This is a genomic window from Enterococcus sp. AZ071 (assembly GCF_050499065.1).
GTDB classification, from domain to species: Bacteria; Bacillota; Bacilli; order Lactobacillales; family Enterococcaceae; genus Enterococcus_A; species Enterococcus_A ferrettii.
The window spans coordinates 1606274-1624653 of the sequence record NZ_JBIPAS010000001.1; the positions used below are offsets into that span (position 1 = coordinate 1606274).

The 18380-nt window shown below is 38.8% G+C and carries 12 protein-coding genes; 4 read left to right on the forward strand and 8 right to left on the reverse strand.

All coding sequences use genetic code 11. From position 1 onward, the window contains the following. Positions 1-308: 308 nt before the first annotated feature. From IGI49_RS07925 to IGI49_RS07935, 3 genes are read right to left on the reverse strand one after another with little or no spacing between them, the layout of a single operon-like run. Positions 309-3485: an SNF2 helicase associated domain-containing protein gene (locus IGI49_RS07925; protein WP_429964065.1), complete on the reverse strand. Its 3177-nt coding sequence runs from the start codon at positions 3483-3485 to the stop codon at positions 309-311. After that, entirely contained in the window at positions 3485-6616 is a 3132-nt protein-coding gene (locus IGI49_RS07930) for an AAA family ATPase (RefSeq protein WP_429964066.1), read from the reverse strand. Before IGI49_RS07930 ends, IGI49_RS07925 begins: the two co-directional genes overlap by 1 nt. Further along, a complete protein-coding gene (locus IGI49_RS07935) occupies positions 6606-7745 on the reverse strand; it encodes an exonuclease SbcCD subunit D (protein ID WP_429964067.1) in 1140 nt (379 codons plus the stop codon). Before IGI49_RS07935 ends, IGI49_RS07930 begins: the two co-directional genes overlap by 11 nt. A 202-nt stretch (positions 7746-7947) precedes the next feature. Between IGI49_RS07935 and IGI49_RS07940 the strand changes: the two genes are divergently transcribed. Continuing rightward, positions 7948-8676, forward strand: a complete 729-nt coding sequence (locus tag IGI49_RS07940) for a DUF554 domain-containing protein (protein ID WP_207701185.1) — start codon at positions 7948-7950, stop codon at positions 8674-8676. A 44-nt stretch (positions 8677-8720) separates the two neighbouring features. Here the strand turns inward: IGI49_RS07940 and IGI49_RS07945 are convergent, their stop codons facing one another. After that, positions 8721-9353, reverse strand: coding sequence for a lysophospholipid acyltransferase family protein (locus IGI49_RS07945; RefSeq protein ID WP_429964068.1), 633 nt, complete (start codon positions 9351-9353; stop codon positions 8721-8723). A gap of 80 nt (positions 9354-9433) precedes the next feature. Here IGI49_RS07945 and IGI49_RS07950 point away from each other — a divergent pair, with 80 nt between their 5' ends. Both IGI49_RS07950 and IGI49_RS07955 read left to right on the forward strand, forming a co-directional pair. Next, positions 9434-10171, forward strand: coding sequence for a tRNA1(Val) (adenine(37)-N6)-methyltransferase (locus IGI49_RS07950; RefSeq protein WP_429964069.1), 738 nt, complete (start codon positions 9434-9436; stop codon positions 10169-10171). Then, positions 10158-10436, forward strand: coding sequence for a GIY-YIG nuclease family protein (locus IGI49_RS07955; RefSeq protein ID WP_429964070.1), 279 nt, complete (start codon positions 10158-10160; stop codon positions 10434-10436). The genes IGI49_RS07950 and IGI49_RS07955 overlap by 14 nt, the downstream gene beginning before the upstream one ends. A 20-nt stretch (positions 10437-10456) precedes the next feature. Here the strand turns inward: IGI49_RS07955 and IGI49_RS07960 are convergent, their stop codons facing one another. Further along, on the reverse strand, positions 10457-12301 hold the full coding sequence (locus tag IGI49_RS07960; protein ID WP_429964071.1) for an acyltransferase family protein: 1845 nt from the start codon (positions 12299-12301) through the stop codon (positions 10457-10459). 747 nt (positions 12302-13048) lie between these two features. Here IGI49_RS07960 and IGI49_RS07965 point away from each other — a divergent pair. Next, entirely contained in the window at positions 13049-14212 is a 1164-nt protein-coding gene (locus IGI49_RS07965) for a hypothetical protein (protein ID WP_429964072.1), read from the forward strand. A gap of 59 nt (positions 14213-14271) precedes the next feature. On the opposite strand, the gene IGI49_RS07970 is transcribed toward IGI49_RS07965, so the two are convergent. The 3 genes from IGI49_RS07970 to hisS form a co-directional block, all read right to left on the reverse strand. Further along, the gene (locus tag IGI49_RS07970) at positions 14272-15150 is read right to left on the reverse strand and encodes a YitT family protein (protein ID WP_207701179.1); all 879 of its coding nucleotides are present in this window, start codon (positions 15148-15150) and stop codon (positions 14272-14274) included. Between the two features lie 102 nt (positions 15151-15252). Next, a complete protein-coding gene (gene aspS / locus IGI49_RS07975) occupies positions 15253-17025 on the reverse strand; it encodes an aspartate--tRNA ligase (RefSeq protein WP_429964073.1) in 1773 nt (590 codons plus the stop codon). Between the two features lie 41 nt (positions 17026-17066). Further along, positions 17067-18368: a histidine--tRNA ligase gene (gene hisS, locus IGI49_RS07980; protein ID WP_207701177.1), complete on the reverse strand. Its 1302-nt coding sequence runs from the start codon at positions 18366-18368 to the stop codon at positions 17067-17069. Positions 18369-18380: the final 12 nt, after the last annotated feature.

Sequence of the window (18380 nt, forward strand, 5' to 3'; positions counted from 1 at the left end):
ATACTTCCTCATTTATTTTACTTACTTGTTTGGGCGATCGTCAGTAATTTATCCTTTAAATAGTAATCTAAGCAAAAGGATAAACTAGTCTATTTTAAGGAAATAAGTGAATGCCGCTTGTTCATTGAACAATTTAGACTGATCGTTTTAAGTTTATAGGCTGATTTATACTAGAGTATTGGCTTTAAATTTATTTCTCAATAAGAATAATTCACACACTAAAATGAGCCGCTACAGTCAGACTGGTTATTTCCTATTGACTAATTGTAGGAAAGGGGCTGTGACGATTTACATCACAGCCCCCTTTCTTATTCACCAATACTTAAAATCATTCGGATATCTTCTTCCGTTAGCTTATTCACCTGTTCCTCATTGCCTTGGATTACTTTTTGGAACAATTCACGTTTTTCTTGCTGCAATTCATTCATACGTTCTTCAATCGTTCCTTCAGCAATCATTCGCCATACTTCTACTACCTTTTTCTGGCCAATTCGATGAGCACGTCCAGCTGCTTGTTCTTCTACAGCAGGATTCCACCATAAGTCATACAAAATCACGGTGTCAGCGCCTGTGAGATTTAGTCCAGTTCCTCCAGCCTTTAATGAAATCAGGAAAATATCCTTTTCACCTTGATTGAAAGCATCTACCATTGTTAAGCGGTCCTTCACCTTCGTGCTCCCTCTTAAGTAGAAGCTAGAAATTCCGACTTCACCTAATTCTTTTTCCAGAATAGACAGCATACCAGTAAACTGAGAAAAGAGCAGTACACGACGGCCGTTTTCTTTAGCTGCTTGAATAAGATCTTTGACCTGCTCAAGCTTTCCAGAGCCACCTTGATAGTCCTCCATAAATAAACGCGGATCATCACAAATTTGTCTTAAACGGGTTAACCCAGCCAGAATACTCACCCGCTGCTTCCTAAATGTCGCCGAATCCATTTGGTCAACCTCTTGCCGCATCCGTTTTAAGTAGGCCAAATAGACTGTCTTCTGCTCTTCTAACAAACTACTTAAAATATTTGATTCAATACGTTCAGGCAAGTCCTGCAGTACAGTATCTTTGTCTCTCCGTAAAACAAACGGCTGAATCATTCGGGCAATTTCTGATACTTGCATCTGGCGAAAACGACTAATAGGTGGAAAGAAGCCTGGCATAACTGTTTGGAATAATGCCCAAAGCTCTTCCAAGTTGTTTTCTATTGGTGTTCCACTTAACGCAAAACGATTTGGGATATCTAACTGCCTTAAAGCATGAGATGTCTTAGTCGCAGCATTTTTAACCATCTGGGCTTCATCCAAGACCATGTATTGATACTGCTGCTTAGAATGAAGATCAATATCTTGTCGCAAGCTAGCATATGACGTAATCACAATTTCTAAATTTTGATCTAGCTGCGCTTCACGTTCTAACCGATTGCCAGAAACAACTACCGTTTTTAAGTCAGGTGCAAATTTCTTGATTTCTGCTTGCCAGTTATAAACTAGGCTGGCCGGTGTAACTATCACTACCTTAATTGGTTTTAGTTGCTTTTCAGCCAGTAAAAAGGTAATAACTTGGAGAGTTTTACCCAAACCCATCTCATCAGCTAAAATTCCTCCAAAACCATAGTCACTAAGCATTTTTAGCCAACGATAACCAATTTCTTGATAAGGCCGTAAAGTGGCATTCAAATTTTGAGGAACGGGTGCTGGATAATCTTCTGGATGAGTTAAATCTTGCACCATCTTTTGAAAGCCTTCACTAAACTGGGTTTGAGGATTATTTTTTAGTCGCTCTTCCAATAAAATTCCTTGGCTCTTTGGCAGACGAATCACACCATTTTCAGAATTCAGTCGTTCTCGCAGCTGGCCAATAACCTCACTAGTCTCTCTAAACGCATCAGAATCAAATGATAGAATTTCACCATTATCCAGTGTATAAAATTGATCCTTCCTTAAAAGACTTGACAAGACGTTGTCAATTTCAGAATCGTTGATACCTGTGACATCAAAACGAATGTCTAACCATGATCCTTTTTGATCTACCTCTAAAGTAGGCTGAAACTCTTGCCCATCTAAAAATAGCTGGCGTAATTTCTTTCCCATTTTAACTTCAGCTAATTGACGAAAATCATTAATTTCTACTCGGAAGAATCGATAAAGTCCTTCTTGTGCAGGTATATTTTTTTCAAAACCAGTGTCAATTACTTTATACCTATACTTCTCAAATAAATCTAGCAGCCGCTGTTCACTTTTACGATCACGCAACACCTCTACTTGGTCCGGTAAAACTGGCTGATGGGTTTCATTGGTAGTAAAATGTATATTACCATAATGGAACTCAACCTCAACACGAATCATGCCCTTAATTTTCCGAAAAATTACGACTGATTTTAACGGCTCATTTTTGATCATAGTTGATACTTCCTCTGCCACAATTACCCGACCAATTTTCCTAAGAAAAGGAAATACTTCGCTAAATAATGGTGACAGCTGACTTTGCTGAAAGATAATTTCGGGTTCCTTTAGTCGCTTCAAAAGCTGTTTTAACGTAATGTAGGTTTCTTGTTGTTCGTGGGTAAGAATATAATAAGCATTGCCGACAAAGCCTAGAAAATAATTGCTGAAATAAGCAGTAAAGTCATCTTCTATTGTAAAAATAAAGTCGTCTGATTGCTTCATTAACCTAAATGTCAGAGGTAATTCTATTCCTTCATTCAATTGATGATAGCTTTTTCCATTCAAATTGACTGTTAAATTTCCTGTTTGTTCCATGTTTGCCATTAATTCTTGAATCCGATGAACTGGAAGCAGCAAATATCGTTTATCAAGCTTTCCTTTTACCTGAAGTCCGGCTTTACCTAATAGCTGATACGTCTCACTAACACCAACAAGATCTTCAATGATATCACGACATTTAGCATCAAATGCTCCAGCCTCGATTTGAAAACGATACTGCTTGTTGATTGTATAAACGGAATCCGTTTGATACGCATGTAAAAAATCATAAAGATTTTTTACAATGTAGCTGCGCTGATTTGAACGACTGCCTAAGCGAAGAGAGACAGCAAGCACGTCCAACTCCGGATGATATGGATTAGTAGGAATTGGTTCTACCACAAACTCCACAAACAAGGGTTGTATGGGCAGCGCATCTTTTTCCAACCGAGTAAACCCTTGATTTAATAAATCGGCAAACGATATTGAGCTTTCTTTAGGTTTAGGTAAAACCGTCTCTGGTTTAATGACTCTAGAAATCCCTTGTTCTCGTAAATATAATTCAACTGCTACCGTATGCTTACAGTAGCCGTGCTCTTCCCAGTAGGGACACTCACATAAATCATTTTCTTTTCCACTGCCGTCCAAATCGACCAAATAAAGTGCACTACCTAAAACCTCACCATGCCATACACGTCGAGCTGGATCCGCGGAGACCGAAAGCACGCGACCTTCTTTTAAATATGTTCTTCCACGTTCAATAACCTTTTCTGGAATACTCCATCTCATTAGTGTCTCTCCCATCCTTCTAGTTGATAACAAATTGTACTTTGACCAGTTCCGCTTGTTTGTACGATAACCTGTTGAGGAATTCGTTCCTTTAGTTCTCGTACATGACTGATTATGCCAATCATTCGCCCTTGGCTTTCTATTCCTTCTAGCGCGCTTACTGCCATTTCTAAAGCTTCTTCATCCAGTGAGCCAAATCCTTCATCAATGAATAGTGTCTCCATAGCAATTCCACCAGACTGGCTTTGAATAACTTCAGCTAAACCTAAAGCTAAGGCCAAAGCTGCTATAAAGCTCTCTCCACCAGATAAAGTATGCGCGCTTCTGCTGGCACCTGTATTGTCGTCATAAATGTTAATCTCTAAACCTGTATTCCCCTTTGAACGCCCAATTTGTTGGTTCAACTCGAATTGATAGCGGCCATTTGTCAACACAGCCAATTGCTGATTACCTGCCTGCAGCACCTCATTAAGATACCATTGTAAAACGAATCGCTCCAAACTAATTTTTGCAGGATTATCACCATTCATCGTTCGGTAAAGCTCAGTCAATTCATTAAGCTCATCTAATTGGCTGCTGCTCATCTGGTGCAGTTCCTGAATTTGCTGAAGAATTTCTTCCATTTGCTGCAATTGTATTTCCTTTTGATAAAAAGCTTCCTGAGCAGCTTGAAAGATTTCTTCTGATTTAATTACTCGTTCTTTTAAAGGATTCAAATCTGGATAAGTTTGATCCGCAATAGCTTTTTCTAACTGTTGAAAACGATCTTTTGCCAAAAGATAGCCATTTTCAAACACCTTTATCTCTTCTTCTAGTTCATAGAAATCTTGGGGTTCCTGGTAGTGCCTTTCAACAGAAGCCTGGTCAACACCCGATTTTTTTAGTACTTCAAAATAATCGACTGACTTTTGCTCCTGCTCGTTTTTCAGCGAGTCAGTTTGATTCATTACTTGTTTCTGGCTTTCCATTAAACGAGTATTTTCAGTATTAATGAGCTGCTGTTCCTCTTGATGAGCTCTAATTAATTGCTGTCTTGCACTGATCTCATCTTCTAAAGTTTTAATTTGTTGTTCAAGTTCTGCCGCTTTCCATTCTTGAGCCTGTTCTGCAGCAGTTTGAAGTCTTCCTGATAATAATTGAAGCTGGCTGTCAGCCTGTCTTAGCTCCTCACTTGCTTTATCGTGCTCCATCTTTAATTGCTGCTGCTGGGTTTCTAATTTCGTGATTTCTTGTTTAGCAGCCGCGATCGCAGCCAATTCTTGAGCCGTTTCTTTTTGTTTTTCTTTTAAATAGTCTTGAATCTCTTCTAACTGGTGACCATTTGCTTCGTTATAATACAATTGAACCTTCTCAGCAAACTTCGCAATTTCTTGTTGAAAGCTTTCAGTCTGTTCCTTGTGTTTTTGTTGAGCTGTTTCATATTTCTTCGAATTTGTTCGAAACTCATTTTCGGCTGTTTCTTTTTGAATTTGCAACCGCTTGACACACTCTTCGACTTCTTCTAACGCCACTTGAAGTTTCATCAATTCGCTACTAGAGATACTTTCCTTATTTGCGGGTTTAGGATGCTCTAAAGAGCCACAAACAGGACACGGTTCACCTGGTAATAAATCTTGACTTAGTCGAGCAATTTCAAAGCTTGCCCAACGGCTCTTTTGTTTCTTGTTCTCAGCTATTCGAGCAGTTAATTCGTTGCTAAACTGACTAATTTTGTCTGTAAGAACTGCTAATTGAATTTGTTGCTCCTCAATGAGTTCTTCTTCTTGGTTTAGATGCCGTTGTTCTTTTAGCAGCTGATCAACCTGCTGCTGAAATTGTACCTCTTGAAAACGTCGATCATGGAAAAACTCTTCGGCAGATTTTCTTTTTTTTAGGATAGTCAATTGATCTTGCAGTTCACCAGAGAGTGCAACGATACGGTCGCACTCTTGTTGAAGTCCCTTTTGCAGTAAGAGCTGCTCCTGTTTTTGAGCCTCTAACTCTTCTTTTTGAATAACAAAAGGCAAAGCATTCTTCCATTCCTGACATGTTGATTCTTTCAAGGACCAATCGGGCTGTTCACTTTCAAATTTTTCAGCCTGTTCTTGCCACTTTTGTTGTCTTTCAGCGAGAGATACTAAGGCCTCTTGTATTTGGCTTGTTTGAATTTCTAATTGTAGCGAACTTTTCTCTAACTCTTTTATTCTTGAATACAATGGTAATAGCTGTTGAATTTTTTTCCCTTTTTCCGCTTGGCCCCGCTTTACAGACATCTCAGCCTCTTGAGCTTGATACAAGCCAACTTCCTTTTGGGCTTCCTCAAATTGTTGAAATTTGATTACCAGTTGTTCGGCCTCTACAAGCAGTTCTTGTTGCTCTGTATAAGCTGTCTTTTTCACTAAGACCGTTTTTTGCATTTCTTGTAGAGCATGTTTTTCTCTAGTTAAGTAGTTTTTAGCATTGATCATTGATTCTTGATAAGTAGCTCCCTCATTGGTTACTACTTGCTGCAAGAGTTGATCAATTCGTACTATAATTTCGCTAACTTCTTTTTCTAGTTCCTGCTTTTTAATCTTCAGATTTTCCGTAAAGGTACGATAAATAGCTGTACCGAATAGGCTGCGCAGAACTGTTTCTTTTTCAGAGCTGTTGGCCACTAAAAATGTTCGGAATTCCCCCTGCGGCAGCATCGCTATCTGGCGAAATTGATCCTTATTTAAGTGAAGCATTCGGTAAATCATATCACTAACCGGTTCTACCTTCTGATAGGCCTCTACTTCTTTGCCTTCATTATCTAAAACTATCAGTTGAACCTTTTGATTCTTAGTGGTTTCACCTTTCCCACTTTTCTTTTGAACAACTTGTTTAGGGGAGCGCTCAATGACAAATTGCCGTCCTTGGTGCTCGAAAAAGAAGCGAACCCGTGTTTCTTCAGTAGCATCAGCAAACGTTGAGCGAATTTCATTTGCATTTCTTACCCCGCCGGAAGCATCTCCAAAAAGAGCAAACGTAATCGCATCAAAAATGGTCGTTTTCCCAGCACCTGTTTTTCCGCTAATTAGAAAAAGCGGTGTTTCGAGAAAGTGATCAAAATTAACTTCTTCATGTATAAAAGGACCGAAGTTTTCCATCACAATTTTTTTAGGAAGCATCGCCATCGCCTCCTTTTTTTATTAGCTGGTGAAACGATTGCTCGATCCATTTCTGTTGTCTTTTGGTTGGTTTTGATTGAACAATTGTTGTAAAAAACTCTTCAGTTAATTCAATAGGTGTTTGTTCCTTCAATTTTTTTACTGCTAATTGTTGGCTATTTTCTCGGCCATACAGACGTTCCACCTGTAGGACCCTTGGATAAACTTTTCTCAATTGATTCATCATATTAGGAATAATACTGCGATCTTCCAAAAGAAAAGAAAAATAGCGTTCCCGATTTAATTGCTGATACGTTTCAGGATTTAAGAAATGTGCAAAGGTTCCTTGAAGCTCCTGCATTTCTCTAAGTGGTTCTAATTCAATAAATTGAAGATTCAGTTGTCCAGTTGTTTCTACCAGCCATACACCCTTTTTCTGATTCTTCTCTGAAAGTGAATATTTTAACGGCGAGCCACTATAGCGAGCATTCGGTAAATTTAAAGAATTTCTATTGTGCAAATGCCCTAAAGCAACATAATCAAAGTCCTCTAGAAGACTTCCGTTTATTCCATCTAACCCGCCAACCTCTACTTTCGTTTCAGAGTCTGTCCGACTACTGCCCAAAACGAAAAAGTGACTCACCAGTACGTGTTGGTATTTGGGATCAAATTGTTCCTTCATCTTCTTAATTACCAGCGGCATCGCCTCTTGAATAGATCGAATCGAGGAATTTTCAAAATAAATTCTCGCATCGACCGGTTCAAAATACGGCAATAAAAAGAATGCCGTATTCTCCATAACAACTGGTTTAAAGGCTTGGTCCAGTCTTGTATGTAAATGAAAATTCGATTGTGCAAACCACGGTGCTCCAGTGGCTAATCGCGTGGCACTGTCGTGATTCCCCGAAATTGCTAATAACGGAATTTCTGCTGTTAGGTTCATTGCAGCAATCGTCTGATTTAGCAAGCGAACTCCTTCTTCAGAAGGAACTGACCGATCGTATAGGTCCCCAGCTATCACAATCGCATCAACTTTTTCTGTCTTAGCAATTGTCAAAATTTGTTTGAGAATATAGGCTTGATCTTCCAACAAATCATAGCCATGTAATTTCTTTCCAATATGCCAATCTGCTGTATGTAAAAACCTCACCAAATCACCTTTTCTAAATAAGTCCTTCCTACAAGTATAACATGAGTCATTCTTTTTTTCTGCTGTTGATGCTAAAGAGTTATGCTGTTTTATCCGTCGATCTAAACGTTATTTTTCTCATTTCCCCGCAGAGACTACCATTTTTATATCAAATGAGATAGGATAAATCTAGCCATATTTTTTGAAATTGGAGGAGAAGCTTATGCCAACTGGGATAATTATCAATTCAGCGTCAATCATATTAGGAGGACTAGCCGGAGGATTTTTAGGGCATCTATTATCTGAACGATTTAAGGAAGAAATTCAGTTGATTTTTGGTCTTTGCGCTTTCGCTATGGGAATTCCTGCTATCACACAAACAGCTAATCTACCAGCGGTTATTCTCTCTGTTATTTTAGGTACTTCTTTAGGGATGTTTCTGCACTTAGAAAAGAAGATTGCAGGTGCAGCTGATTTAATGCAGCGTCCTATAAACAAATTGTTCCCCCAAGAACATTTAGCCGTCTCTCACGAGGAATTTGTAAGTGGATTGGTGACTATCATTGTATTATTTTGTGCTAGTGGTACGGGTATTTACGGAAGTCTGGATGCTGGCATGACAGGTGAACATACTATTTTAATTGCAAAATCTATTCTTGATTTTTTTACAGCAGCTATTTTTGCCTGTAATCTAGGTTACGTAGTTTCTGTCGTGGCTTTCCCACAATTCATTATTTTTTTATCGTTATTCCTATTTGCTGGCGTAATTCTTCCACTAACCACTCCTGAGATGATTTTAGACTTTCGCTCATGTGGAGGACTGTTAATCGTGGCAACCTCTTTTCGCATGATTCGTGTGAAGATGTTTCCTACAGCTGATATGATTCCTGCAATGGTTTTAGTTATGCCAATCAGCTGGATTTGGAGCAATATCTTCTTACCCTTGCTTTAGAACAAAAAAATACCGACTGAAGAGTTCTCAATCGGTATGCTTTACTAGTCTTTATCTTTTTTTGTTGGTACATATTTGTAGTCTGGATTGATTTCAGTATCCAGTGTATCAAAAGCCTGTTGTACACGGATTTCTATCTCCGCCAAACCTTCTTTGTCCAACTTTTTAATATCACTTATTTCGATCGGTTCACCATAACGAACATAAACGGGTTTGCGCTTGAACAAATCAGAAAATTTTAGTGGCCCTTGATAGACACAAGGAACAATCTTTACTTTGGCTAATCTGGAGATCAAGGCCATCCCGCCTTTTAACTCAGTAGAGTGTCGTGTGCCGCTAGGAAACATAATCAAGCTTTTATCTGAATCTTTTAAAAGCTTAACAGGTTTTTTTACCACACTGGGGCCTGGCTTGTCACGGTTCACAGGAAAAGCATTCAAATGAACTAAAAAGAAGCGCAATACTGGATTCTTAAACAGCTCTTCCTTCGCCATAAAACAAAACTGTTTAGGTGAAGCTCCTAAAGCCATATAAATGGGATCCCACCAAGTACGGTGAGGAGCTACCAATATATAATTTTCTTCTTTGGGTAAAACTGCTTGATTTTGATAATGAGCATTCCCATTAATGATTGCTAACAAGATGCGTACAATGCCGCGAATAAATTTAAAAAACATCTTTTCTTCCTTTCTGTTTTCTAACGTAGATAAACGTAGTATAATACATGCGCACGATTTTTTTAAGGGGGTATAAGCAAATGTTAAACAATGGCGAACGAATTGACCAGCTCTATGCAGAGGACATTCAGATTATTCAAAGTTCTGAAGTCTTTTCATTTTCTTTAGATGCCGTTTTACTGGCCAATTTCCCAAGAATTCCCAAGCGTGGAAAAATCGTGGATCTGTGTGCTGGAAATGGCGCTGTTGGACTTTTCATCAGTAAAAAGACAGCTGCTTCAATTGATCAAATTGAATTACAACCTCGGTTAGCAGATATGGGGCGTCGTAGTATTCAATTAAACCAGTTGGACCAGCAGATGACCATGCATACCTTGGATTTGAAAGATACGTTTTCTCAGTTCAAACCCGATTCAACTGACCTGGTGGTTTGTAATCCACCCTATTTTAAAGAGTTGCCAACCAGCAGAAAAAATCCTAATCCTTATCTTGCAGCGGCTCGACATGAAATTCACGCAACATTAGAAGACGTTATTGCTACTTCTTCACGCTTATTGAAAATGAATGGACATTTTGCGATCGTCCATCGGCCAGATCGCTTTTTAGAAATCATTGATTGTTTGCGTTACTATCAAATTGCTCCTAAAAGGATTCAATTTGTTTACCCTAAAGGCGACAAGGAAGCGAATATTTTGCTTATTGAAGGAATTAAACACGGAAAAAATGAAGGGTTGCGTTTCTTGTCTCCATTAATCACTTATGATGCTCAGGGAAACTACACTAAACCCGTTGAGGAGATGCTCTATGGCCGCAACTGATCACTATTTTTATGTTTTAGCCTGTAATGATCACACGTACTATGGCGGATACACAGTAGATCTTCCTAGACGCTTAGCTGAGCACAACTCTGGTAAAGGTGCAAAATACACCCATCCAGCGAAACGACGGCCAGCTGTTATGATTCACGCAGAACATTTTGGTTCCAGAAGTGCCGCTATGAAAGCAGAGGCTGCTTTTAAACGACTTCCCCGAGGTCAAAAAGAAAAGTACTTAAAAGAATATCGAAAAAAAAGCGTTTTGTGAGAGTTCACAAAACGCTTTTGCTATTGTCCTGTTAATAATGCCTTAGCAATTAGAGAACAGTAAGGAACAATTCCTTCTGGATTCGGATGAACTTGGTCATCATAAAACCAGCTAGGCTGGCTGCTGCTATAGCCATACCAGTCAATCAGTGTAATATTTTCATATTTTTCAGCCATTTCACCAAGCTTTTGGTTCACTTCATTTTGCCAGCGTTGTGTTGGTACGTGAACGTTTAATACAAATACTCGACGTTTATTTCCAATGATTTTCATCATTTGATCGAATTCGTCATCAGTAAATGGCCCGTTGGTTCCAAGACTTAATAAAACTGTATCTTCCAATTGTTTTTTGTCTTTCAACGCTTGCAGCAAGGGCGGACTATCGTCTACTTGACGACCAACTTCACCATCGATTACCATTTTAGGGAAAATTTCTTTTAATCCACCCGCACCAGCTAATAAGACAGAATCGCCAAAAGCAGTGACCTGCATGTTTTCGGCTTTAGTCACTTGCCGATTGGTTAATCCATATTTTTCAGCCATATCAGGACCTTCACTACTTGTTTCAGTAGTTTCTGTGGAGGCCTGTGTTTTTTGTGCTTCTTTTTGATTCGCTTCAATCTGTTTTTGCAATTCTTGCTGGTTTGCATCTACTTGATTGGTCGGTGCCATCACAATACCAATTAAGGCTATTAAGGTAACTAAAGAAGTAGACAGCAATACAATCTTTTCTTTACTCTTCAGTGGCGCTTGCACCCAAGTTTTTAACTTAGCAAAAAGTCCTCGATAATTGAAAAAACGCAATGGCTTTTCAACAAAACGATAAGAGAGCTCTGTCACCAATAGAATTAAAACAATCTCCATGATCGTATGAAACACCAAGTGATCTGCGACATTAACCTTCGCTTCATAAAAAATCATAATCGGAAATTGATAAAGGTAAATTCCGTAGCTTCGTTTCCCTAACCAATTAAATACTGGATTAGTCAGCCATTTATTTAAGCTAGCTCCCGGATGCGCTGTAATAGCTACCAATACCACGCAAACTAAACTAATTAAGAACATCCCACCATAATAAAGGAAAGTAGTTCCATCATTTAGAAATAGAAAAGCAGCGGTTAACAACAGCAGTGAAACAAGTCCGATACTGTTTAACACTTTTTTTGCTTGCTTTGGTATTTGGGCCTTTAATCGTGTACTAGGCCAAATAAATGCCAAACCTGAGCCCATCAAAATGGAGAATAATCTAGTGTCTGTTCCATAATAGACGCGTGTGGGATCTTGACCCGGTATAAATAAGATCGCCATCCATATTGCAGAAATTAGTGCAGCGATTGATATCGTGATATAAATCTTTCCACGATTTTTGACTAGCTTCATTAACAGAATGAAAATAATGGGCCAAAAAAGATAGTTCTGGGCTTCAACTGCCAATGACCAGATATGGGTAAAAGGAGACTCTCCAGCAAAACGATCGAAATAAGAAAGTCCATGCTCAATCTGCCACCAGTTATTGACGTAGAGCAAACTGCTGACTACATTACCTCGCAAATTATTCAACAAATTCCGTTGAAATAAAGTGATGTAGGCCGAAGAAGCAATCAGCATTGTTACCAGAGCCGGATAAAGCCGCTTCATTCTTCGTATATAAAACTTACCTAATTTAATTTTGCCATTTTGTTTCCATTCTTGAAGAAGTAAATCAGTTATGAGATACCCCGAAACAACAAAAAATACCGGAACACCTAAGAAACCACCACGCATTTGAGAAGGCAGTAAATGATATAAAATGACTCCAATCACTGCCAACGATCGAAGTCCATCAAATCCAGTTATATAACGACTATTTTTCAGTCTTTTTTTCATTTTTTATTTCCAACTTTACTCTAGAATCAAATTAAACTATACGTTCTATTTATTCAAAGTGCAAGAGGTATATCAGAACATAAACATTTCCTAAATTTTACTTAATTAGAAAATAGTACGCTTTCATATCCCCTTCAGATGACCAGTAATACGCAATCTTTCACTAGTAACAATAGCATAAATAGAAATAAAAATGAATTACGGCTGACAAATGAATTGGTCGACCTTTTTTTACTAATTGACTATCACTTCCACAATAATTAAGAATTTTCAGCCACTAATTATCTAAAAACAGCTTAAAACTAAACGTTGCATTTCTTCCAGATCAGTACGAGTAATCTCCTTTTTTATACGTCTGCTTCACTTTTATATACACATAAGCTTAAAAAATTTAATTATCCTCAAATTATATTTCTTTAAAAGAGCCGTTAATTTATTGCATACTCATTCGCTTATAAAACACTGAGAACCTCGGTTAAAATAACTAAAAGCACTTACAAAACATAACGTCAAACTTAATAAGTTAAAATTATAATGAAATTATTTATTTTTAAAGCATCCGAAAAACGTCTATTTAATAGGATTCGAGAGAGTATTTCTATTTTCATCAAAAAAAACGTTTTCTTTTTCACTAATATATATTACAATGAGAGCGCACACTAAAACAACGTGAAAAGTACATAAAATTCAACTCATTTATTATTGTCTGGCAAAAATAAATCTACTAAAGATTAAGGAGATAAAAAGATGACCACAAAAAAACTGCAACAAACACAACTGTTCTCTATGGGAAGGCCTGGACTTCAACGTCGCTTTTGGGATCATTTTGAAATGTATCATTCTATTCAACATATTGTGGAAAGCTCAATTGTTATGCTTTTACGCAATGCTTTTTCACCGTTTGATTTTTCTTACATGGCACAAGATTTGATTTGTCATATTTTTTTGGAAAGTGATGTAAAGGAGTTAGCCCCTGTCCGTCATTTTTGTGTCTATTTTGAAGAATTTTTCACCCCAGAGGATTGGAAAAAGGTCCTTGACCGCTTATTTGAAAACCACGAAGAGTATTTAGCAGTCACCAAGTTTACTCGAGACAAAACTGATCATCTGCACAAAATGCTGCATTCTGGTAACCGTGAAGCAAAAGAACTCATGAACATCGCCACTGTCTATAGAGACGCTAACGGTAAGAAGCATCGCTTTACTCTAAAGGATGTTGATCCCTGCTATTCTATTGAAGAGACTACTGATCTTTTATCCATTCTAAACACACTAACACTATTTGAAAAAGACGGCGTAAGACGCTTCACTGAATTAGTTCGATACACCTATTTGCCAACTGAGCCGGTTTACGATAGTGAGCGCGAATCAGAACCAACCGTTGACTTAGTAAAAGTCCTGCAGCCGCGAGTCACGGAAGCACTAAGTATCTTGACAAAACTGGAAGTTGTTGAAGAGGACAGCTCAGAAGATCCTGTTTTATTCGTAGATTCCAGCGACTATTTAAAAAATAATACCTATGCTGGCAAAACTCCAGAAGAAACGACTGACTTCTTACTGGATGGCTTTACTCTACCGCTTGAAACTGACGACACAGAAATGATTAACAGGATACTGACAGCTTTTGTACGAGGGATTCAGCTGAAAGATGCCAAACCCGAATTCTTGCTTGATGATATACCCAACGGTGATCCTGAGAATGAACCCAGCAATAGCAATGCCCGGAACTCGCCGTTAGAAAAGCTTTCTAAAAATGATAAGGGCAAACAACCATCCAAAAATAGGAAGAAAAAGCAATCCACTTATGAAGGACCAGAGAAGATTCGACAGAGAAAGGAACAACACGAAAAAAAGCAGCTGAAACGACGATTGGATAAAAAGCTGGGGAAAAAGAAGAAAAAACGGAAATAATTCGAGCTGTTCGCGTAAACGAAAAACTTGAGTCGAAAAAAGCGAGGCAGCAGCCTCGCTTAGTCTAAAGATTCTTCATAAAATCGTCCCATGATGCGAACATTCTCAGAGATGCTGACAAAAGCTCCTGGATCGGTTTCCCGCATAATCGTTTCTAGTTGCGGTAACTCAAAACGCGTGACAACGGTAAAGAGCACCGTCTGTTTGTCATGCTTGTAAGCACCCTCCGCCTCATTAATTATCGTAATTCCTCTTCGCATACTCTCTTGAATACCGTTAATAACTTTATCTGGACACTTAGTTACAATCATTACCTGCATTTTACGCTGTTTGGTGTACAATGCATCGGTAAGCTTTCCGCTCATAAAGATAGACAAAGCTGAATAAAACATGTATTGCCAGCCAAATAGAATTCCGGCAATCAGCATAATCATTACATTAAATACAATCGAAATAGAACCTACCGAACGCCCTGTCTTTTTACGAATCGTAATACTTAAAATATCCAATCCACCAGAAGACAACCCGTTTTTTAAAGCAAAACCAATTCCTACGCCCATAATGGCTCCACCAAAAATGGCGCAAATGATAGGATCATCCGTTAATTGAGTCTCCGGAATGATATGCATAAAAAAGGATGTTAAAAAGACAGTCACAAAAGTAAAAATTGTGAACTTGTGACCAATTTTAAACCAAGCCAAAACAAATAATGGAATATTCAGCAAGAACAAAGTAATAGAAACTGGTACAGTATACCCAATCAATTGATGAGACAGAGTTGTAAGTATTTGAGCAAATCCAGTTATACCGCTGGAATAAATATTCCCTGGTTGATAAAAGAAATTAACCGCGATGGAAGCTAAAAATGCATAGACAACAGCAACAGACAAACGGGTGGCAAAATCATGATACGGCCAACCCTCTATCTTCTTTTTCATTTTATTTAAAGGCCTCTTTTCCACAAATTCATACACATTATACGGGGTTTCTTACTAAAAAGAAAGCACGCCCCAAAAGAGCGTGCTTATCTTAGAATATTCTTAGTCTTCTACATTTGTAGTGTTAATGCTTAACTCATACAGTTGCAATGGAGAAACCGTACTTGGAGCATCCGACATTGGGTCTGCAGCTTTCCCATTCTTCGGAAAGGCAATGACTTCACGAATATTGTCTTCTCCGGCCAATAGCATAGCAAAACGGTCTAAGCCAAGAGCAATTCCCCCAATTGGCGGGAATCCTAGGTCTAAGGATTCTAATAAGAAACCAAATTGTTCATTCGCCGATTCACGAGTAAATCCTAATGTTTCAAAAACCTGTTCCTGCAATTCACGTGTATGGATACGCAAGGATCCCCCACCTAATTCATAGCCGTTTAAGACAATATCATAAGCTTGTGCGTAAACCTTCTCTGGATGGTCCTTTAAGTTTGAAATATCTTCATCATTAGGCATAGTGAATGGATGATGCGCGGAGACATATCGCCCTAGCTCTTGATCATATTCAAACTGAGGCCAGTTAACTACCCATAGATAATTAAATTTACTTTCGTCAATCAACCCTAATTCTTTCCCTACTTTAGAACGGACAGCACCTAAAGCTGTTACTGCAGTTAAAAATTGATCTGCCGCAAACATTAGCACGTCACCAGCCTCAGCTTTCATTGCTGCTTTAAGTTCCTCAGCAACTCCGCCCATAAATTTAGCAATTGGTCCAGTTAGTTCACCCGTTTCATCTACTTTAATCCAGGCTAAGCCTTTAGCTCCAAACTGTCCGACAAACTGACCTAATCTATCCAATTCTTTACGAGAATATTTGTCTGCTGCGCCTTTAGCATTTAAAGCCTTAACCACACCGCCATTGTCTGTAGCCATACGGAATACTTTGAAGTCAGTTGCTGAAGCAATCTCTGTTACATCAATCAATTCCATATCAAATCGGGTATCAGGTTTATCCGAACCATAGCGTTCCATCGCATCATCCCAAGTAATCCGTGGGAAAGGCAACGTTACTTCAACATTCAAAAGATCTTTCATTACTTGAGCAATCATGTTTTCAGTATATTCTTGAATCTCTTCTGCAGTTAAAAAGCTTGTTTCAATATCAATTTGAGTAAATTCTGGTTGGCGATCTCCACGCAAATCTTCGTCACGGAAGCAACGAACAATTTGGTAGTAACGGTCAAAACCAGCTGTCATTAACAATTGTTTCAAAATTTGCGGTGATTGCGGCAACGCGTAAAAATGACCAGGGTGAACACGTGAGGGTACTAAATAGTCCCGGGCTCCTTCTGGTGTTGATTTCGCCAGATATGGTGTTTCAATATCCAAGAAATCATTGTTATCTAGAAAATTGCGGACCGATTGAGTCAAACGATGGCGCAGCATGATATTCTGAGTCATTTTCGGGCGACGTAAATCCATATATCGGTATTTCAAACGGACTTCGTCGCTGATATTTTGATCATCTTCAATTGAAAATGGGGGTGTTTTTGCTTCATTCAGAATGACAATTTCTTCCCCTTTGACTTCAAAATCACCAGTAGCCATTTTAGGATTCACTGAGTTTTCGTCACGACGAATAACTGTCCCGGTAATTTCCACCACATATTCGCTGCGGCATTGATCTGCCACTTCCCAAGCCGCTTTGGATTCCTCAGGGTTGAAAACTACTTGAACAACACCTTCCCGGTCGCGTAAATCGATAAAAATTAAACCACCTAAATCGCGGCGCTTTTGAACCCAGCCTTTCAGTGTTACTTTTTTATCCAACCACTGGTCAGAAATTAAACCACAATAAACCGATCTTTTAGCCATTATTCTACTCCTCATTCTTTGTAATTATTTTTTGCTATGAATCATTCTTCTATAATGAAGGTCATCATTTCGTCATATACTTCATTAAATTGCTGATAAATATCCTCTAGAGGGAAGGTTTTCTCTCTGTGAGAGGCTAAAGCCTTCACATTGATTTGACCTTTTTCTAATTCATCTTCTCCCAAAGTTAAAACCAGTTTTGCTCCTTGCTTATCAGCTGATTTAAACTGGGCTTTGGCTTTGCGCTGCATGAAGTCTCGATCCGCTGAGTAACCAAATCCGCGGATTGCCTGAACTATTTTAAGGACTTCCATATTCGTTCCTTCGCCAATTCCGACTACATAAGCATCCAAGTTATTAATTGCTGGAACAAGGACATCTTCTTGTTCTAACGTCAACAAGATACGCTCAATTCCCATAGCAAAACCAAAACCTGGTGTAACTGGTCCTCCAAGCTCTTCAACCAGTCCATCGTAACGTCCACCGCCACAAATGGTAGACTGTGCTCCCATACCTGGTGCATCACTGATTATCTCAAAAATCGTATGCGTGTAATAATCCAATCCCCGAACCATCCGGTGATCAATTTCATACGCAATACCTAAATGCTTTAAGGTTTCAGTTACTGCCTCAAAATGTTTTTGAGCAGGTTCGCTAAGATAATCTAAAATGCTGGGTGCATTTGCCACGATTGGTTTATCCTTCTTATCCTTACTATCCAATACCCGCAATGGATTTTCATGCAGCCGCCGTCTAGAATCTTCACTCAATTCGGCTTCAAAAGGTTCTAAATAGTCAATTAATGCCTGACGATAAGCAGCACGTGTTTCCTTGTCCCCGATTGAATTGATTACCAATCGGATTTGTCGAATTCCTAATTGATTGAAATAGTCCATTGCCATAGCCATAACTTCAACATCTAAGCTAGGGTTTTCACTGCCGAAAGCCTCAATACCAATTTGATGGAATTGACGTAATCGTCCCTTTTGCGGACGCTCATAACGAAACATAGGTCCTGTGTAATAAACCTTGTAAGGCTTCTTGTGTTCTGGTCCAAATAGTTTGTTTTCCACATAAGCCCGAACAATAGGAGCAGTCCCTTCTGGACGCAGTGTGACATGACGATCACCTTTATCTCGGAAGTCATACATTTCCTTTGATACAATGTCAGTGGTATCGCCCACACTGCGGGCAATTACCTCATAGTGTTCGAACATAGGGGTGCGGATTTCTTGGTACTGATAATCCCCAAATAGTAAACGCGCAGTTTCTTCCACAAACTGCCATTTTTCACTTTCTCCAGGTAAAATATCATTGGTGCCTTTTGGTCGCTGATAATTCATCTTTTTGCCTCT

Excerpts from the sequence above, each read along its gene's own strand:
- IGI49_RS07940 (WP_207701185.1), top strand. The coding sequence starts at position 7,948 with ATGCCAACTGGGATAATTATCAATTCAGCGTCAATCATATTAGGAGGA.
- IGI49_RS07930 (WP_429964066.1), bottom strand. The coding sequence starts at position 6,616 with ATGCTTCCTAAAAAAATTGTGATGGAAAACTTCGGTCCTTTTATACAT.
- IGI49_RS07970 (WP_207701179.1), bottom strand. The coding sequence starts at position 15,150 with ATGAAAAAGAAGATAGAGGGTTGGCCGTATCATGATTTTGCCACCCGT.
- hisS (WP_207701177.1), bottom strand. The coding sequence starts at position 18,368 with ATGAATTATCAGCGACCAAAAGGCACCAATGATATTTTACCTGGAGAA.
- IGI49_RS07955 (WP_429964070.1), top strand. The coding sequence starts at position 10,158 with ATGGCCGCAACTGATCACTATTTTTATGTTTTAGCCTGTAATGATCAC.
- aspS (WP_429964073.1), bottom strand. The coding sequence starts at position 17,025 with ATGGCTAAAAGATCGGTTTATTGTGGTTTAATTTCTGACCAGTGGTTG.
- IGI49_RS07960 (WP_429964071.1), bottom strand. The coding sequence starts at position 12,301 with ATGAAAAAAAGACTGAAAAATAGTCGTTATATAACTGGATTTGATGGA.
- IGI49_RS07925 (WP_429964065.1), bottom strand. The coding sequence starts at position 3,485 with ATGAGATGGAGTATTCCAGAAAAGGTTATTGAACGTGGAAGAACATAT.
- IGI49_RS07965 (WP_429964072.1), top strand. The coding sequence starts at position 13,049 with ATGACCACAAAAAAACTGCAACAAACACAACTGTTCTCTATGGGAAGG.
- IGI49_RS07950 (WP_429964069.1), top strand. The coding sequence starts at position 9,434 with ATGTTAAACAATGGCGAACGAATTGACCAGCTCTATGCAGAGGACATT.
- IGI49_RS07945 (WP_429964068.1), bottom strand. The coding sequence starts at position 9,353 with ATGTTTTTTAAATTTATTCGCGGCATTGTACGCATCTTGTTAGCAATC.